The sequence below is a fragment of the Olivibacter sp. LS-1 genome, from assembly GCF_008245145.1.
In the GTDB taxonomy this organism is placed as follows: Bacteria; Bacteroidota; Bacteroidia; order Sphingobacteriales; family Sphingobacteriaceae; genus Olivibacter; species Olivibacter oleidegradans.
Window position 1 is genome coordinate 1,869,154 of sequence record NZ_CP041643.1, and the last position, 17,558, is coordinate 1,886,711.

17 protein-coding genes are annotated in these 17,558 nt (G+C 43.3%); 10 read left to right on the forward strand and 7 right to left on the reverse strand.

Annotation, left to right across the window (positions count from 1 at the left end; genetic code table 11):
• The first annotated feature begins 132 nt into the window (after positions 1–132).
• From FKG96_RS07410 to nudK, 3 genes are read left to right on the forward strand one after another with little or no spacing between them, the layout of a single operon-like run.
• Complete coding sequence (locus FKG96_RS07410) at positions 133–723, forward strand: Crp/Fnr family transcriptional regulator (protein ID WP_130856260.1); 591 nt, start codon at positions 133–135, stop codon at positions 721–723.
• 57 nt (positions 724–780) lie between these two features.
• Positions 781–1,137 (forward strand): DUF4406 domain-containing protein, encoded by a 357-nt coding sequence (locus tag FKG96_RS07415; protein ID WP_130856261.1) that lies wholly within the window; start codon positions 781–783, stop codon positions 1,135–1,137.
• Positions 1,127–1,705, forward strand: a complete 579-nt coding sequence (nudK, locus tag FKG96_RS07420) for a GDP-mannose pyrophosphatase NudK (RefSeq protein ID WP_130856262.1) — start codon at positions 1,127–1,129, stop codon at positions 1,703–1,705. The genes FKG96_RS07415 and nudK overlap by 11 nt, the downstream gene beginning before the upstream one ends.
• Here nudK and FKG96_RS07425 read toward each other — a convergent pair.
• Positions 1,700–2,131 carry a VOC family protein gene (locus FKG96_RS07425; RefSeq protein WP_242627201.1) on the reverse strand — a complete coding sequence of 144 codons (432 nt, stop codon included), beginning with the start codon at positions 2,129–2,131 and terminating at the stop codon, positions 1,700–1,702. The two genes, nudK and FKG96_RS07425, sit on opposite strands and share 6 nt — an antisense overlap.
• A gap of 285 nt (positions 2,132–2,416) precedes the next feature.
• Here FKG96_RS07425 and FKG96_RS07430 point away from each other — a divergent pair, with 285 nt between their 5' ends.
• Positions 2,417–2,773: a response regulator transcription factor gene (locus FKG96_RS07430; protein WP_130856263.1), complete on the forward strand. Its 357-nt coding sequence runs from the start codon at positions 2,417–2,419 to the stop codon at positions 2,771–2,773.
• A 19-nt stretch (positions 2,774–2,792) separates the two neighbouring features.
• Here the strand turns inward: FKG96_RS07430 and FKG96_RS07435 are convergent, their stop codons facing one another.
• Both FKG96_RS07435 and FKG96_RS07440 read right to left on the reverse strand, forming a co-directional pair.
• The gene (locus tag FKG96_RS07435) at positions 2,793–3,266 is read right to left on the reverse strand and encodes a hypothetical protein (protein ID WP_130856264.1); all 474 of its coding nucleotides are present in this window, start codon (positions 3,264–3,266) and stop codon (positions 2,793–2,795) included.
• Positions 3,267–3,344: 78 nt separating this feature from the next.
• A complete protein-coding gene (locus FKG96_RS07440) occupies positions 3,345–3,698 on the reverse strand; it encodes a response regulator transcription factor (protein WP_130856265.1) in 354 nt (117 codons plus the stop codon).
• A gap of 313 nt (positions 3,699–4,011) precedes the next feature.
• On the opposite strand from FKG96_RS07440, the gene FKG96_RS07445 reads away from it, so the two are divergent.
• Positions 4,012–4,551, forward strand: coding sequence for an RNA polymerase sigma factor (locus FKG96_RS07445; RefSeq protein ID WP_130856266.1), 540 nt, complete (start codon positions 4,012–4,014; stop codon positions 4,549–4,551).
• 1 nt (position 4,552) lies between these two features.
• Entirely contained in the window at positions 4,553–5,386 is an 834-nt protein-coding gene (locus FKG96_RS07450; RefSeq protein WP_130856267.1) for an anti-sigma factor domain-containing protein, read from the forward strand.
• A 57-nt stretch (positions 5,387–5,443) separates the two neighbouring features.
• Here the strand turns inward: FKG96_RS07450 and FKG96_RS07455 are convergent, their stop codons facing one another.
• The 3 genes from FKG96_RS07455 to FKG96_RS07465 form a co-directional block, all read right to left on the reverse strand.
• The gene (locus FKG96_RS07455) at positions 5,444–5,896 is read right to left on the reverse strand and encodes an OmpA family protein (protein WP_130856268.1); all 453 of its coding nucleotides are present in this window, start codon (positions 5,894–5,896) and stop codon (positions 5,444–5,446) included.
• Positions 5,877–7,481, reverse strand: a complete 1,605-nt coding sequence (locus FKG96_RS07460; RefSeq protein ID WP_130856269.1) for a hypothetical protein — start codon at positions 7,479–7,481, stop codon at positions 5,877–5,879. The genes FKG96_RS07455 and FKG96_RS07460 overlap by 20 nt, the downstream gene beginning before the upstream one ends.
• Positions 7,482–7,611: 130 nt before the next feature.
• The gene (locus tag FKG96_RS07465; protein ID WP_246860250.1) at positions 7,612–8,559 is read right to left on the reverse strand and encodes a YihY/virulence factor BrkB family protein; all 948 of its coding nucleotides are present in this window, start codon (positions 8,557–8,559) and stop codon (positions 7,612–7,614) included.
• Between the two features lie 899 nt (positions 8,560–9,458).
• Between FKG96_RS07465 and FKG96_RS07470 the strand changes: the two genes are divergently transcribed.
• Genes FKG96_RS07470 through FKG96_RS07485 form a run of 4 tightly spaced genes read left to right on the forward strand, consistent with a single transcriptional unit; the run spans position 9,459 to position 16,744 of the window.
• Positions 9,459–11,786 carry a TonB-dependent receptor gene (locus tag FKG96_RS07470; protein ID WP_130856271.1) on the forward strand — a complete coding sequence of 776 codons (2,328 nt, stop codon included), beginning with the start codon at positions 9,459–9,461 and terminating at the stop codon, positions 11,784–11,786.
• An 18-nt stretch (positions 11,787–11,804) separates the two neighbouring features.
• Positions 11,805–12,398 carry a MotA/TolQ/ExbB proton channel family protein gene (locus FKG96_RS07475; protein ID WP_130856272.1) on the forward strand — a complete coding sequence of 198 codons (594 nt, stop codon included), beginning with the start codon at positions 11,805–11,807 and terminating at the stop codon, positions 12,396–12,398.
• A 1-nt stretch (position 12,399) separates the two neighbouring features.
• Positions 12,400–12,744: a DUF2149 domain-containing protein gene (locus tag FKG96_RS07480; protein ID WP_130856273.1), complete on the forward strand. Its 345-nt coding sequence runs from the start codon at positions 12,400–12,402 to the stop codon at positions 12,742–12,744.
• On the forward strand, positions 12,734–16,744 hold the full coding sequence (locus tag FKG96_RS07485; protein ID WP_168204540.1) for a cobaltochelatase subunit CobN: 4,011 nt from the start codon (positions 12,734–12,736) through the stop codon (positions 16,742–16,744). The genes FKG96_RS07480 and FKG96_RS07485 overlap by 11 nt, the downstream gene beginning before the upstream one ends.
• Positions 16,745–16,766: 22 nt before the next feature.
• On the opposite strand, the gene FKG96_RS07490 is transcribed toward FKG96_RS07485, so the two are convergent.
• Complete coding sequence (locus FKG96_RS07490; protein ID WP_130856275.1) at positions 16,767–17,210, reverse strand: pyridoxamine 5'-phosphate oxidase family protein; 444 nt, start codon at positions 17,208–17,210, stop codon at positions 16,767–16,769.
• Positions 17,211–17,558: the final 348 nt, after the last annotated feature.

The window sequence follows — 17,558 nt, forward strand, 5'->3', positions numbered from 1 at the left end:
CATCAATACGAAATCGATATCATCCCTGAAGCACTGTTACAAAGATCGTTTGGAACCTTACTAATTTTAGGTCTTCTTGAGAACAATGAAAAATAATTTAGATATTGTGCTTTCATTTTAAGAGACGCGCCCATGGCCTACGATGTAGTCTTGAAAAACATAAACAAACACATTTCACTGGATACGGATGAAATTTCCTACTTTACCTCGCTCCTGAAAGAAAAGAAAGTTTCCAAAAGAGCCATGATCTTAAAAGACGGGCAGGTATGTAAAGAGATCAGCTTCGTTAAATCGGGTGCTTTGCGAGCATACTACAGAGATAAAACTGGGAAAGAATCAACCATTATGTTTGCTATCACAGATTGGTGGGTTACCGATATGTTTTGTTTCGTAAATGAACAGCCCGCCATGCTCAATATTGAAGCAATAGAAGATAGCGTTGTGCTGCAATTGTTAAAAGCCGATCTGGATAAATTGTACATCAAAATTCCAAAGTTCGAAAGGTTTTTCAGAATAATAATGCAGAATGCATACATCAGAGAACAGCTTCGCGTTATTCAAAACCTCTCGCTCCCGGCTAATGAACGATATAATCTTTTCTTAAGCAAGTATCCCGAGATAGTAAAACAGGTTAAACAAAAGCAGATTGCTTCCTACCTAGGTATCACACCGGAATTTTTGAGTATGCTGCGAAGAAATAAAAGAACAAAAAGGATTTCTTAAACTACATTATTTTTTTTCTTACGTCCGTTCAGTTTTTTTGTAACAAAATAAAAAACTATGTTCATACTTATTGCAGGTCCTTACCGAAGCGGAACTAACGATGATGTAAACTTAATGCGGCAAAATTTAAATAAACTTGAATCGGTCGCTTTACCACTCTTTAGAAAAGGCCATGTCCCTATCATTGGCGAATGGGTCGCACTCCCTCTTATCCATCTTGCAGGCTCTACAAAACCGGGCGACGAAGCATGGGAGGAGGTGCAATATCCGGTGGCTCATCGCCTACTTGAAAAATGTGATGCCGTACTTCGGATAGAAGGGGCATCCAAAGGCGCAGATGAAGATGTGCGAATTGCAAAAGAAAGAGGATTAAAGATCTACTATCATATCGAAGATGTTCCCGATGCAGAGTAATGTGAAAATCCTAAAGACAGAAATCTTGTCTGATAATTGGTATATTTTGAAGAAAATTACCTACGAGTACCTAAAAGGCGACGGGAAAAAACAGGTTCAGACAAGAGAAGCTTACGATAGAGGAAATGGTGCCACCATTTTACTCTATAATAAAGAGCAAAAAACGATCATTCTAACTCGGCAGTTTCGATTACCAACCTTTATAAACGGCAACGAAACCGGCATGTTAATTGAAGCCTGTGCAGGTTTATTGGATAAGGATAATGCAATAGATTGTATACGCCGAGAAACGGAAGAGGAAACGGGCTATAAGGTTACAAATATCACCAAAGTATTGGAGGCTTACATGTCGCCGGGCTCCGTAACGGAGATGCTATATTTTTTTATAGCAGAATACACGAATGAAATGAAAATCACAGCTGGAGGTGGCTTGGAATACGAAGGAGAAAACATTGAAGTATTGGAACTCTTTTTTGACGATGCCCTCCGTATGATGGAAACCGGCGAAATTAAGGACGGCAAAACGATTATATTACTGCAATATCTTCGCCTTAAAAACCTTTTATAATAAAAAGTGATACATTGAGAAAACGAATGATACGCAGATTTTCGAACAAACTCGCTTAAATAGGATTATTCTGACCACACCGCTAGCTCGTAACCATCGGGGTCCGTGATGAAAGCGCTTACCCCCTGGAAAGTTAAAGATATCCTTCACAAGAACACCTCCGGCACTTATCACCTTACGCTTGCTTGTTTCAATATCTTCCGAATAAAGAACGATTAAAATACTTCCGTTAATTGGCTCGCCGGAAGTAAAGCCGCCATCAACATAGTCGCCTTCGAAAGCGGTGTATCCCGGTCCGTAATCCGTAAATTTCCAACGGAAACTATCTGTGTAAAATTTTTTGGCTCGATTAATATCAGTTGAGAGAAACTCGATATACTGTACCTGCTCATGCTTTAATTTTTTTTGCGATTGTATCTTAGTCATAACGTCATCTTTAGTATACAAATGTATCCCTTAAATGACAAGATTAATAATTTTTTGAAATGAGTGCTATTATACGCTAAATGCCGCTAATAGTCAAAACTGAATAATATTCGATTTCTTGATAAATTTTATCTATAGTTTGATTCTGAAAAAAAGCACCATATATTATTGTCGCGCTAAAAAGGATGCATATATTTGGGATTCAAAATAGGCTTATGGCAATGCGGTCGCCTATTGCAGATGTACGATTGAGTTGCTAATAGATCTAAAACAGAATTGGCATATATGGGAACCAAAATTATGGTGCTGGAAGATGATCCTGATATCCGTCGGGTTATCGCTTTGATCTTACTTAGAGAGCGCTTCGAAGTACAGAGCTACGCCAGTGCCACCGCATTTTTAAATGAGATATCGGACATGGATGCCGACCTTTTTCTACTCGACGTCAAGTTACCCGATGGTAACGGAATGGATATATGTAATCAGTTAAAACAGGATAGTCGGACTCGCCATATTCCCGTTATCATGATGTCTGCGCATTATAATTTAGCGAAGGCCGGTGAATTTATCGCTGACGATTTTATATGCAAGCCATTCAATATTACGGATTTCGTGGACACCATTCGGAAGCATATAGCGTGATTTTGGCTTGTCATTGGTCTCATATATTGGAATCAATAATTTCTTTTCCTTTTTGGTATAAATTTTTAAAAAAAATGAAAGGCAGGTTATTCAGTGCCAAGTAATCTTTAAGCTCTTGAGCGGACATTCTCAGTTCTGCCGCCAAGAAGGAAATAACCGGAATACCCAATGCACTTAATTGCTCAATGGTTTCCAGTGTGAAAAAACCTAGGCTTTCCGATTCACGATAGAGCTGTTCAAGCCGTTCCATTCGTCGGGCTACTAACCGCTCCTGTGTGCTAATCTCCTCTTGCCTTTCTTGCAGTATATTTCCGGTAAATAGATGTAGTTGCTTTACATGATGTAACATGATGTTTGCTTCCAAGGTAAGGACATCGTTACCTTTTTTCTCCGATAATCGTATCCGGTATCTTACTTTCCCTTTCGATACTTCCTTCTCTTCCAGTTCAAGGTAAGTAAAGCCGACCTTAAACTTAATCGCTTTATCGGGCATACTGATCTCTATGGCCGTGAGAAAATAGCATTATATTTACCGGCACTCGCTGTAGATTTGGCTGCATAATGATCCTGGTTAACGTATAAGGTGCTTTATTCGACTCACCAGATCGTCGATTTCAAACGGCTTTCTAATAAAATCGGCGGGTATACAATCGCTATTAAGAATGCGATCGGTATGAGCGGACATCATAACAATAGGGATACCTGCCGTCTCTTGTCGAGATCGAAGGTCGCAACATATTTCTAATCCGTTACCGTCGGGCAAACGGATATCCAGCAAGAATAAACTGGCGTCGCTGTGTTCCTCCGCCCAAAAACTCTTAGCCTTATTATAACTCTTCACTTCCATCCCTTCTTTTCGCAAAATATATTCTATTATTTCTCTAATATCTGTATCGTCCTCAAGGATCACAACTGTCTTTTTCATAATACTTGTAACTTTTCCGATAGCTACCAAAAATCTAGCTCCACCATATTTTATATATACGAAATGAGGTAAATTTTGGTTGACCACAAGATCCCTGTATTAAAAAAGTTACGAAACTCATCCATCAGCGACTATGGCGATGCTAATCTTAATGGGCGTAATGCACAAATACAGCACAATATGAAGTTTATAAATCCTATCTACGAATTTTACCGTATATCGTTTCGAGACGACGACCAAAACAATTGCATAGAGGAACATGTTGTAAAGTGAAAAAGTTAACTATATTTACTAGATTTTTATCTGATTATCTTTGTCAACAAAATCCGTCTATACAGAAGAAGAGTTGGTAGCCCTCCTAAAGCGCAGGGATCAGCAAGCGTACAGTTACCTGTATGATAGCTATGCTGCCGCTTTTTACGGGGTTATTCAGCGTATAGTAGGGGAGGGCGAAGAGGTAACCGATATATTGCAGGAGGGCTTTGTAAAAGTATGGAAGAATATTGAACAGTATGATGTAGGCAAAGGAAAGTTGTTTACCTGGATGCTCAACATCATGCGTCATGTAGCCATTGATTATTTGCGATCGGGGATGAGAAAGAAAGAACAGCATACCGACAGCTTGGAACCCGGCACGCATGTAAGAGGAAATGAAACGCATACGAAGGTCGATCACTTGGGCCTGAGCAATGTGTTGGATAAATTGAAGGATGAGCACAGAATTATTATCGAATTGGCGTATTACCAAGGATATACACAAGAAGAAATAGCAAAAGAATTGGACATACCGTTGGGAACGGTAAAGTCAAGAGCAAGGTTAGCACTGGCACAATTACGACAAATATTGAATTAAATTGGATATAAAGGCATACATATCGTCAGGAATTATTGAGATGTACGCGCTCGGTATTGCCAGCGAAGCAGAAGCTCGTGAGCTGGAGAACCTATGTATACAATATCCGGAAATAAAGCAAGCTTTGTTGGAAGCTCAGGAAGGAATGGAACGCTTCGCTCAAGCCAATGCTTCCACCCCGCCTGCAGAGAGTAAGAACCGCATATTACAAACCTTGCAGCAAGAAGGTTTATTAAGCGATCGAGATACCCAATCGGACTCAATTGCATCGTCAACATCGGAGATTATACCCATCCACGATAGCAGGCAACGCCGAAGCTCTACAGCCGTCTTTGTCGCTGCAGCAGCAATCATATTATTGATATTGGGAGCTATCTACCATCTTTATACCGTTAATAAACTCAAAACGGAAATCCTACTAATGGCCACCCAACAGCGATCTTTAAACGCTGAGCTCACGCAATATCGAGATCGGGCAGATACACTCCGGCAACAGCTTGCAATTGTGGCTAAACCGGGCATACGGAAACTGGATCTACAGGGGGTGCCGGGCCATGAAGGAAGAGCGGCTGCTATCTATTGGAACACGACTACAAAAGAAGTTTATTTGGCGCCTAATCAATTAGCGGTACTACCGAAAGGAAAACAATATCAGTTATGGGCCATTATTGACGGAAAACCGGTAAGTGCAGGTGTTTTCAATCAAGGAAGTTTAGAGGCGGTGCAGCAGATGAAAACGGTGCAGCGAGCTGAAATGTTTGCCATTACCATCGAAAAGGAGGGCGGGGCTGAAATACCTAGCTTAGATCAAATGGTGGTTGCCGGTAAAATCTGACGTAAAGCATAAAAAAAGCAGGCCACTTAAACGTGACCTGCTCTTTCTCAAAAAGATTCAATCAACTATTTCGATCTCTACCCGACGATTTTTTTTCCGGCCCTCCGAGGTGGCGTTGGAAGCAATGGGTTTGGTATCGCCGAACTCGGTGGAGGCAATTTTAGAAGCGCTTACCCCCTTGTTTACTAAATAATTTTTAACCTGGTCTGCACGCGATTTAGATAATTTCCAGTTGTAAACATATTCACCTATAGCATCGGCATGTCCGCTGAGTTTAATGGCGTAACCATTTTCTTTTGCTACTGCTACCAGTTCGTCCAGTTCGGCTTCAAAATCTCTTGAAATAGTCGCTTTGTCAAAACCGAATTCAATGTTGTTAAAAGATTCCTTGGCTTTAACAGATTTCGTTATCTCCTTTTTTATCAGATTACCATTTGCAAACGAATAGGTTGAGATGGTGGCCGCTGAAAATAGGGCGGCCAAACCTAAATTAATGGCTGTTTTTTTCATGCTTTCTTTGATTTAATTGTTTATATATAGTGGATTTATCGAGTATATTGATTGTCTTTTTATCCTGACCGGCACCTTGCCTAGCTATTTTTTCGGCGGATCGCCTATTACAGGCGTTATACTTAAAAATATTTAGATACATATCGCTGCATGATAAGTACAATGGAAAATATACCGGATCAATGGGGGGCGGCTGTAGGATCAATACATAGTAATGATCATTTTTGAGCACCTGTAGAAGAAACTTGAAACGTTCGCTGAGTAGACTGCGCTGTAGGAACCAATATGAATCATCGGAGACTAAAAGTGAATTTTCCTGTTTCGCCTTTAAGGATGGGGGACTGAAAAAAATGTGGTCAAGTGGCAAAGCCCTATCACGATGTACTATTTCTTCGATGTGTACAGAAGGATCCAGCACATAATCTTGTAAGAATTTTCGATCTTTATAGACTTCGAGTTCATCTCCCATGGGCGCAAGGTGTATAAGTACCACACGCACGCCAGTCTTCAGTAGCGGCTCGATTAAATTTTCTTGTAATTCTTTCGGGTAGCTCGAATACGTCAGGGCAGTAATATTGACGATGGTTCCGGCAGACAAGGAGTTGTTTTTTATTAGATTGAGGAGATTCCTTTTGGAATCGATGTCCGTCCAGACGTGAAAATGGGCCTGGTCGTTGCTCGTTAAATCCGCAGTTCTCAATACGAATGGAAAGCGATATTTTTTGTAATAAATAATGAGAAGACTTATTAGTAACGAGAGCAAAAATGAAATAACAGCGAACCGGAAAGGTGATCGGGAAAGATTTCGATTCGTTAATGGTTTTAAAGGTTTAGCTTCTGTTAGCTCAATGGATGTGACAAGCTGTTTTGGTAGTTGGTCAAAAGACGACTGATATCGGTGTAGCATGAGTTCGTATCGTTTGGCCGCTTCATCCCGAGATTTTAATAAGCTATTTAACCGATTTATCAAAGAGGATGATAAGGGGTAGTTATGCCCGGGAGGACTTAGTCTTAGCATGGAATCTAATGATGTCAGAATCGCTAACCGAACTTGTATAAGCGTTTGGCTTAAGGATACTCCGCTTTCCGAATCTGCTGCTTGGGTTTTCGCTCTTTCGGTGTGCAATTGGTTGTAAGAAATAATCAAACTGTCTAAAGAACGGTTGTCTGTCGGAAAAGTTGGGATTTGATTAAATTGGGATATAGGAATTTCAGTGTAATTTTTAATCGTTTGCAGTTTGCTTCGCCATAACTTGCTAAACTTTTTCGTTTGTGTGTGCTTTACTAACAATTTGGTCGCTTCTATACTGTCCAGCAAAGCAACTATTTTGCTATCGAATTGATGAATCACCGCGTTTTCCTTCGCCAAATCATTTTCGAGCCTTTTTAGGATAGTTAAGCCGGTCAGCTCGTTCTCTTCCATGGGTAGTTTTTGCTGATCAATTTTTGCCAATACGGATAGAACAAGAACGATCAGAAAAATGCAAGCAGCCAACGGCAGCCAGCCCTTGTTGGGCGAGCAACATTCGGCAACACTTTCTTTTAAAATGACCAGGCTGCGCCGGTATTTTCCTACAAATAACATTAAGGGTATATACGGCTGCGCTTAATGCAAGGATTTTATGTCGGATTGATTGTATAAAAGAATAACGCCAATTGTTAAAAAGTGAGAACTTTCATGAAATGCAACCGATTTTCGCTGTAACACTCGTGTGCTACAATCCTTTCAGAACCTGCTTTGCTTTTTCATCACTCTCTTGTACGGATGCCTTTCCGGTTTCTATTTCAACTTCCTTCGTGGTAACGGCGTAGGTGTTCGGTCTGATTTCGGAACCATATGCTATCACATAAGCTTTGGTGAATTCTGCACCGAAATAAAGGATCATAGCCGAATAATACGTCCATAGCAGTAAAATTACAAGAGAACGAGCAGAACCAAAGGCGTCTCCTGCTCCGCTCCGGCCAATGTAGAACGAGATGGCAAATTTCCCCAAAATAAACAGGATTGCAGTAACAAAAGCGCCTGTAAGTACATCTTTCCATCGTATACGGGCATCCGGAAGCACCTTGAAAATCACCGCAAAGATAAACCAGATAACAGCAAGCGTTATGACCTGGTTTAATATATAAAAGAATACAATAGAAACATTCTCATATCGAACGCTCAGTCGATCACTGAAGCTGTCCAAAAAGGTCGTTATAAGCAGAGATACCAATAAAATGAAGCTTAAGCTTATAATCACCGAAAAGGACAGGAATCTGTTCTGAAGCATTTTTAACCATCCTTTTTTCGGTTTGGGTTTGATGCCCCAAATGTGATTAATGGAGTCCTGAATATCGGCAAAAACCGTGGTGGCCCCTATCAATAATGTTACGGCACCTATAACAATGGCCGTGGTACTGCTGCCATTGATGTTCGCGTTCTTTATCACTTCCTGTATCTGCAAGGCCGTATTCTTGTCAAGAAAAGTACTCAACTGGCCGTATATTTGATTCTCGGCCGCTTCCCTCCCTAAAAAGAAGCCGCACAAGGCGATAACGAGTACCAATAAGGGCGCCATCGAAAATACGGTATAATAGGCTAAGGAACCACTCATTTTCGTAACATTATGCTCCATAAACCCGTTGATTGAAGCCTTCAATATCTGAAATGCCCTGGGCATTAACTTCTTTTTTTCCCTTTTTTCCATAAGATGTTAGAAAATGTTGTCCTTTAATTTCAACAATTGAAGATGCCAATGGTTGAGATGAAATTGAACTACTTGTCCCAGGGATCAGACAGACACAGAGGCCCGTCAGGCTATAAAAAGTAGTTGATAAAATTACCTTGTTTCCTGTAGAAAAATTGGTACAGGTTATTACACTGCCAATACACTAAATCATACATGTTTCTAAATTAAAATGCAATATAGTTGCATATTTGTAGGAATGGGTTTATCTTTGATATGTGTTTGTTTTAAAGAATATCACGCATAAGAAAATTATTGCCCATATATTGCTGGCATTAGTGCTGATTGTTCATGTGGCAAAAGTTTTTCATGAACATGCAGGCTGTTTGGCGAGCAGCGACAAACACGGTATCAAAATTTACCAACATCAGGAGGAGTGTAAGATCTGTACCTTTCACTTGCTGGGGAGCGGCGAGTTCTGTGAATTGCTTTTCACCTTTCTTGTACCTCCAGTAGCGGATGCATTCAATATATTGCCAGTAGATCTTCGCTATTTTAGATGTTGTGACGCCCTTTACCTACGCGGCCCCCCTAGCCGTTATTAAGCAATTTTTCATACATATTGATTAAACCATTCATCTAGGCATCGTTTTGACACCTTTGATTTACATAAAATCAAATTAATAGAAGCCGGAGAAATAGCTGGCATACTTTCAATCGTCGGTCGCCGAGGTTTGGTAGGCCGAGGTGCGAATTATAATGGTTTGTAAGTGCTCGCTATGATCGATCGTTAAAGCAATTGCTTCCTATTCATGCCTTTAATTCGTTTTTAAATACACATAGTTGCATAATTATATCCGTCCGATATTTACGACACATTATAGCTGATTTTCATGAAGTATTCTGAATATTTTACAAACTGTTCCAAACGGTTTGCACAATTCTTATCCGTTGTTATTTTTTTTCTATTAGTTGTTTTTCATCTACCTGTATCTGCTCAAAATGCCAAACCTTCGGACCTGACCGGATTCGTGACCGATTCTACAAAAAAGCCAATCTCCAGTGTTACGGTCGAAATTCGCGGGAAAGGGACTGTAGCTTCTTCCAACAGCAAGGGCAACTTTTCTATCTCTTTGTCGCAGATCAAGTCCTTTACCTTACGGCATATCAACTATCAATCTGTGGAAGTTGATGTCGATTCCATTTCCGCATCCTCTTATCATTGGGTTCTTCAACCCAAAGTCAATATGTTGGACGTTATTTCGGTCACGGCCTCTGCCAAGCCAATTGAGCTTAGAAAAATTGCATCCAGTGTTTCTGTTTTACAAAAGGGAGCCCCGGAACTTCGACAGATCCAAACGATAGACGAGGCATTGGCCTATTTGCCAGGTGTTTCAGTCGACCGCTCTCGGGGTTTAACAACTACCGGAACACATACGAGCGTCATCATGCGTGGAACCGGATCGGCAAATAGAACCCTGATACTGAAAGATGGGGTGCCCATCAACGACGCCTATACGGGAGGAGTTTCCGAATGGAATAGCTTGGCAGGTAATAGCATTGAACGCATAGAAGTGGTAAGGGGACCGGGCTCTTCGATTTATGGTTCTAATTCCATGGGAGGTACCATCAATCTCGTTACGCAAAGCCCTTCGGATAAGCCTACCCTTGGTGCAGATTTTCGCTACGGTTCGATGAATACCTATCAGGCAAGTGTTAAGGCAGGCAAGCAGTTTTCCGATCGGTGGGGGGCAATAGTATTTGCAGAATACAAGAAAACGGATGGTTATGCCTATATGGCCGACAGCCTCTGGAAGAATTATTATGTAAAGCCGAGCATGAAACTGCTCAATGTGAATGCCAAAGTAGCTTATCATTTCCCCTCTGCAGGAACCCTTACGGCCATAGCGGATTACAATCTGCAACAGCCTTTATCGGGTACTACCACCATTTACGATGATCGTAGTGTCGGGGGAAACTATCAGTTGCGTTACACCAATCCAGCAGCTGTATACGCTCCGGATGTACTTGTCTACTATAATGTGCAGGATCGTGAGTCGAACGCCATTAAATGGAATCAGGAAAGCAATGCCTTTGATGAGCGTTATTACGATTCACGAGTGCCATTGGACACCTACGGACTGATCGCCAAGGTACATCGTACCTGGGGAGCAAATGTGGTTACGGTGGGAGCGGACATCCGATTTACCGAAGTAGTATCCCGTAAATATTACTACGAACAAGGTATTCAGGATTTTACCGGCAGACAGGATTTCGTTTCTTTCTTCGTTAATGACGATTTGGATATTACAGATCGCCTCCATGCTAACATAGGACTAAGGTATGACCATTGGGCTAACCGAAACGGGAAATTCTTTGACAATATGTCTGGCAATGATATAGCCATCGCTTACGATAACGCTAGTTCTGACATCGTCAATCCCAAAGTGGGAATCAGTTACGATCTGCTGCATAACCTGCGCCTAAGGGCGGTGTACGCTACCGGATTCCGCGCACCAAGTAGTTTCTATATGTACAATGCCGCCCCCTTGGGCTCGTCTTTCCGTTTGGGAAACCCACGCTTGAAGCCCGAGCGGATGCGGTATTCCTATGATATTGGTGTGGATTTTCAACTATCGGATAAACTGGAGCTTTCCGGTACATTGTATACTTCCCAATACAGTGATTTTCTTGCGGCAGTGCTGATTGATGCCAATGAAGTTCCGGCTTACCTAGATGTTAAGGGCCTGCCGGTACGGCAATATATCAACATTGGAAAAGTGAATCTATGGGGAGCGGAAAGCTTTGCCCGTTACCGCTTAACTTCAGACTTTTCGGTACAGGCTAGCTACTTCTATAATTCATCGGAGATAAAACGGTATGAAACCAATCCGGAATACGAAGGAAATGACATGAGTGATAACCCGTCCCACAATGTGAGCGGGGCATTCATATTTGATCGCGTCCAACTGTTTCATTTGAGCCTGTGGGGCAGACATACGGGAACTTATTATGGTGATCTGGAAAACACGCCGGAAAAAACCATGCCTGCTGTTACGGTTTTCGACATCAAGTTCGGTAAGGCGATCGGACCGTTGACACTCAACGTCAATGTGACCAACCTGTTTGATAAACGCTATTACGGAAGTTATACCTCTCCAACAAGTTATTACTATGCTCCGGGAAGGAGTGTCTTTGCCGGAATAACTTATCAATTGTAAAACAAAAAACTAAAAAAAATGACCGAATTTATTGATCGTTTTCTCTTTCAGCTCACAGAGCTTCTGCATGCCCCGGTTTTATTGGCACTTTTTGCCATGGTAGTCTGGACATTGATCAGTATTGGGGCCTTTTTTCGCACCTGGTTGATGCGCGTACGAAAACCCAGGGAAGCTGTTCATACATTTTTCGCTCAGCACGAAGGCGAAATAACAGCTTTACTAACCGATAGCCCCTATGCTGATATACAGTTGACCGAACTGGTTCGCTCTTGGGAAAAAAAGCAGAACAGCCGTTTGGATAACATTCGTTTTTTAATCAAAACGGGGCCATCCATCGGCTTGGTAGGTACGCTGATTCCTATGGGTCAGGCGCTGTCTTCCCTTTCCAGTGGCGACATGGCGGCCATGTCCGGTAACATGCTGACCGCCTTTACCTCTACCATTATCGGACTGGTCTGTGGAACGGTGGCCTACCTGATTAGCTTGAAATGGGAAAAATGGCTGCATGCAGATTTTCTTGCCTGCGAAGTAGAGGCGGAAACCCGTTTAAGGTTTGCCGGTTTAAAGCAAGCGGAAACCGATTCTACCCTCATTTACAATCAATCGCTTTAGCATGAAATTACTAAGAGTACACCAGGGGCGCGAGGATCAAACACCTCTCGAGGACCCCATAAGTGGCATTGCCAACCTTTTCGATATCAGTGTTGTGCTTATTGTCGCTATGATAGTTGCGTTGATGACGGCGCTCAACATGCTGGAGTTGTTCGATCCCAATACGGAGGTAACCTTAACAAAGAAAAATGCACAGGGTCAGATGGAAATCATCTCCAAGAAGGGAAGGGAAATCAAAGTTAAGAAATTATCGCAAGAAGAAGCTGCCGGCCATGGCGAACGCTTAGGTACGGCCTATCAATTGGAAGATGGACAGATTATTTATGTGCCGGAAAATGTTCAGTAAAACAGTATTTATTCGTATCGTATTATGGAGTCAGCTTGTTCTGTGCTTTGCGTTGGAGGCTTTTTGTGCGCCTGCACCGAAAAAGATAGTGATACTGGTTTCCGAAAATTATAGTAAACCTGTTGCCGAGGCAATTGCCCAACTGCACAAGCTTCCTGGCTTCACCGATGCTTATCTGGTATCAACAGCCATTGACGGAAATGCCGTAGCGGATGTGGGAGGTGCAGATCTAGCCGTCTGCTATGTGCATACCCCGGTCGTACTACAGCGTTTTTCTGCGGAGCTACAGCGCATCGTTAAACGTGGCGGACATGTATATGCGCTTGGTAACACGCCGGAAGCGGATAGTTATGGCAAGCAGGGCATTCGCTTCGACCCGGAAGTGGCTGCTTATTTCGAGCATCCCAGCCCGGATAATCTGGCCAATATGATACTAATGCTGTTGAATAGACATTTGGAATCGACCTATCCGGTAAAGCCGGTTGTCCCCTTTCCGGAAAATGGCATCGTTTCTCTTCGGAGTGGGGAGGTATACGCAAGCTTTGAACGATATGCCCAAGCCGAAAGACTGGGGGAGCGCCCGTTGGTAGGTTTGTATATGTTCCGTTACGAAGCAGTTACCCGTCAGTGGGAGTATATGAAGTCTTATGCGGATGCCTTAGATACGGCTGGTTTCGATGTGATGCCCTTTTATGGCCATCCACTTGATCAGGCAATCGAAGATCATTGTTTGGATGCCGACGGAGGCTCTCGTTTATCGGCCCTGTTGAATTTTTCTTCTTTGCCGGGAGCGTCCAACGAACGGCTTCAGGCGGCATTTTCCCGTATGGGTGTACCGGTAATCAATGCCATCACAATCAGTGACGATACAGCAGCTTGGCATGCCTCCTCCTTGGGGATACCACTTGCGGCGCGTGCCTTATCGCTTGCCCGTCAGGAACTAAGCGGTCAGATACAGCCGATAATAGCGGCAAGCACCGAATCTGTAGCATCCGCCGGTGCGGCTGGATACCGCGTCAAATACGCGCCTGAAAGCCGTGTACGAAGATTGGTGGGGCGTGTAAAAGCGTGGTCAAGATTGCAAAGCCTGCCCAACCGGGATAAAAAAATTGCGCTGATTTATTATAACGGGCATCCGGGTAAAAATAATATTGGTGCCAGTTACCTGAATGTGCTGCCCAAGAGCCTTACGGCCATTTTAAAACGTATGGGTGAAGCGAAATATGATCTTGGTGGTCAAACTCCTGATCCCATTACCGTATTTGATGACGTCATGAACGGAGGCCGTAATATCGGTACTTGGGCACCGGCGGAACTGGATCGGTTAGTGCAGGAAACGCATCCCGTACTGGTTCCGGTGGAGACCTATAAAAAATGGTTCGGACAGTTGCATCCTGCTTTCCAAAAGCAGGTAATAAAAAAGTGGGGTGAACCGGAAGATTCAAAGATCATGACCTGGCGTGATCCGGAAGGAAAGATTTATTTTGTTTTGCCTCGAATCGCCTACGGCAATATTAACCTGATGCCCCAACCGGCCAGGGGTTGGGACGAAGACGCTCAGGCCTTGTACCACGATGTTTCGCTTCCTCCACATCACCAATACGTTGCCTTTTATCTGTACCTACAAAAAGGTATGCCCGCCGATGCGGTCATCCATCTGGGAACACATGGAACACAGGAATGGCTTTCAGGACGTGAAGTGGGGTTTGATGATGACGATGCGCCAGAAGCACTGATGGGTAACCTGGTTAACATTTATCCCTACATTATGGACAATGTAGGGGAAGGAACACAGGCCAAAAGGCGTGGAATGGCCGTGATTATTGATCATTTAACGCCGCCCTTTGATCAGGCCACCTTAAGACCCGAGTTGCGTGAACTTGCGGGGACCATCAACGATTATGATGTGGCTTCCGGCAAAAGTGAAGCACTCGCTGCTGTTCACCTGCGCACAATCAATCGGCTGGCCAGGGAGGCAAATATAGGGAAGGATCTAGGTATTGATGGCGACATTAAAGCAGAAGATGTACAAAGACTGGAACATTACCTGCAGGAAATCCAGGAGACGCTTAGCCCAATGGGAATGCATACCTTTGGGCAATCACCGGATTCGGTGATGGCGATAAAAACGGCAGAAGCTATCGTTGGGCGGATGCAGGGGATACCCAAGGATTCACTTGCCGTGCTACTGATGGATGTTTACCAGCGCATTATGATCAGTGGCCAACGAGAGCTGGATGCACTGATGACAGCTCTTAATGGAAAGTATGTGGAAGCGGGTTCAGGTAATGATCCTATTCGAAATCCTTCGGCACTTCCTACAGGAAAGAATTTTTATTCCTTTGACCCCGACCGTATTCCCACCACAGACACTTATCGAGAAGGAGAGAAGCTGGCTAATCAGTTGATCGCTGATTACCGTGGCAGACACGATGGCCAGTATCCGGATAAGGTGGGATTTAATCTATGGTCGGTGGAAACCATCCGCCATGAAGGTATTATGGAATCTCAGATATTGAGTTTATTGGGGATAAAGCCTACTTATGATGGCTTTGGGCGGTTGAAAGGAGTAGAAGCAATTGCAGATACTGCGCTTGGGCGACCGCGTATCGATGTGGTCATCACGCCCTCCGGCTTGTATCGCGACCTATTTCCCAATCTAATGCTGTTATTAGATAAAGCGGTTTCTTTGGCCTATCAGCAAGATGGTGCTAACTATTTGCGGGAACATATTGACCAAAGTGTGGACAAGCTGTTGTCTTCCGGACTCAAAGACACTACCCTCGCCCGTCAGCTGGCTAGTATACGCCTGTTCAGCACGAAGAGTGGAAGTTACGGAAACGGCTTGAACGATGTGGTTCAGGCCTCCGATAAGTGGAAAAAAGACCAGAAGGTTGGGGCTGTTTACTTTAACCGGATGGGACATTTATATGGGCAGGGTCTTTGGGGAAACATACCGGATGGGGAACTCCCGGAAACAGCAAAGGACCTAGCGGTATCGCTTTTTAAAAGTGCCTTATCCGGGACGAAGGCAGTTGTTCATAGCCGCTCTACCAATGTTTACGGCGCGTTGGATAACGACGATTTTTTTCAGGCATTGGGTGGGATGGCGATGGCGGTACGCCATGTTGACGGGGCGTCGCCCGATGTGATGATTACCAACCTGGCCGACCCGAGAAATACCCGCCAGGAATCGCTAAACAAATTTATCGGAAGGGAGATGAATACCCGTTACCTTAATCCCAAATGGATTGAAAAAATGCTAGATGAAGGATACGCTGGAGCACGGATGATCGGCCAGGTAGCAGATAATATGTGGGGATGGCAGGTCACAACGCCGGAAGCGATCGATGCACAGAAATGGGAGGATTGGATGGATACTTATGTCAATGATCAGTACAATCTGGATGTTAAAGGGCGGTTTGCAAAAGCCGGTAACACTTATGCTTACCAGACGATGCTGGCCCGCATGCTGGAAGTGGTCAGGAAAAACTATTGGAAACCCGACGAACAGCGTTTGCAGCAGCTGATGACCGAATACCTGAAAACTGCCGAAGAAACGGGACTTTCCTGCGCTGACAATGTATGTGGAAATGGAGGCTTGACAGATTTCCTAAAGCAAAGGGCTAATAACACAGGAAATAAGGAGCTAGTAAGCAATCTGATAGAACAGTTGGGTAAAATCCATACAAGTTCATCCAGCTCTGTAAAGGGTAATGCTGCGAAAGCGGTGGCAGAACCTCGAAAACCTGTTAAAGGTCGGGCAAGATCAGGGCGGTGGTCGAAAGATCCCGGAACGACTGGGCAGAATGCTCCCGTAGAAAAAGAAGCAGGGAAGTCCACTCCCGTCAAGGGCTATAAAATGGAAGAAACCAGTTGGCAAGCGAACGATAAGAATCAGAAAGCACAACACGTTTCATCAGCATCTTATGATGGTTTGTTGATAAGCGTCATTGCCTTGTTGATTGGCTTCGGATTTTGGTTTGGCAAAAGGTACTAATCGATATTTTCTTTTATCCACCCTATTGCTCCTCATGAAATTCAAAGCGTCCGGTTCCTTCTTCTATATTTATTCGATAAACGATCAAGCTATTCCGAAGCTCAGGACTTATCGCGTGAGAAGGGTCCCGTCCCGGATCATTGGTGTTTGGCATAATACGTAAAATGAGGCCTTGCATGGCCTGTTGACGCTCCATGTCTTTCAGTTCTTCAAAGGTTCCCCAAAGAATAGCACTTTTCCACTTGAACATGCTTTCAACTTCATCAACCTGAAAACAGACGCGTGGATTTTTCCGTAGCATTTCTATTTTTTTACCTTCACCGGAATGAGCATATATCGCATTATTTTGGTATACATAGTTGATTGGCACTATATAAGTTTCGCCGTTTGCGTGGCATCCAAGCCGGCCGATGAATTGGCTTTTCAATAAATCGACTATTTCTTTCTTATTTAATTCTCCAAGCATGATGCATCTTTCACTAAAAGTACGTAAAACCTTCGATCTTTAAAAGTAATAGTTTTTCAGATAGCTAGTGAGATTCTATACATTGCAGGTGTGAGCATATTTGGAACTATATAAAAAACGGATCGGAGTGCCATATTCCTCATGCCCTGATGGTATTAAATTTTTCGATCAGTTTATAAACATCCGTATAAGGCTCCCCCTTTTTCGTAGGCCGCTTCTCAAATAGTAATTATCTTCTATTTCGTAGATCTCAGTTTAGCTGAGATCTATAGAGATTCAAAAGAATAGGCTATGCGTTTATCGCTACCATCGAACTAGGTGCGTCTGGTATCGATCCCGTTAGAGCTG

Coding starts and splice junctions, on each gene's coding strand:
- FKG96_RS07480 (WP_130856273.1), top strand. CDS start 12,400: ATGAAATTACTAAGAGTACACCAGGGGCGCGAGGATCAAACACCTCTC.
- FKG96_RS07455 (WP_130856268.1), bottom strand. CDS start 5,896: ATGAAAAAAACAGCCATTAATTTAGGTTTGGCCGCCCTATTTTCAGCG.
- FKG96_RS07490 (WP_130856275.1), bottom strand. CDS start 17,210: ATGCTTGGAGAATTAAATAAGAAAGAAATAGTCGATTTATTGAAAAGC.
- FKG96_RS07430 (WP_130856263.1), top strand. CDS start 2,417: ATGGGAACCAAAATTATGGTGCTGGAAGATGATCCTGATATCCGTCGG.
- FKG96_RS07415 (WP_130856261.1), top strand. CDS start 781: ATGTTCATACTTATTGCAGGTCCTTACCGAAGCGGAACTAACGATGAT.
- FKG96_RS07485 (WP_168204540.1), top strand. CDS start 12,734: ATGTTCAGTAAAACAGTATTTATTCGTATCGTATTATGGAGTCAGCTT.
- FKG96_RS07470 (WP_130856271.1), top strand. CDS start 9,459: ATGAAGTATTCTGAATATTTTACAAACTGTTCCAAACGGTTTGCACAA.
- nudK (WP_130856262.1), top strand. CDS start 1,127: ATGCAGAGTAATGTGAAAATCCTAAAGACAGAAATCTTGTCTGATAAT.
- FKG96_RS07410 (WP_130856260.1), top strand. CDS start 133: ATGGCCTACGATGTAGTCTTGAAAAACATAAACAAACACATTTCACTG.
- FKG96_RS07440 (WP_130856265.1), bottom strand. CDS start 3,698: ATGAAAAAGACAGTTGTGATCCTTGAGGACGATACAGATATTAGAGAA.
- FKG96_RS07425 (WP_242627201.1), bottom strand. CDS start 2,131: ATGACTAAGATACAATCGCAAAAAAAATTAAAGCATGAGCAGGTACAG.
- FKG96_RS07465 (WP_246860250.1), bottom strand. CDS start 8,559: ATGCCCAGGGCATTTCAGATATTGAAGGCTTCAATCAACGGGTTTATG.
- FKG96_RS07435 (WP_130856264.1), bottom strand. CDS start 3,266: ATGCCCGATAAAGCGATTAAGTTTAAGGTCGGCTTTACTTACCTTGAA.
- FKG96_RS07475 (WP_130856272.1), top strand. CDS start 11,805: ATGACCGAATTTATTGATCGTTTTCTCTTTCAGCTCACAGAGCTTCTG.
- FKG96_RS07460 (WP_130856269.1), bottom strand. CDS start 7,481: ATGTTATTTGTAGGAAAATACCGGCGCAGCCTGGTCATTTTAAAAGAA.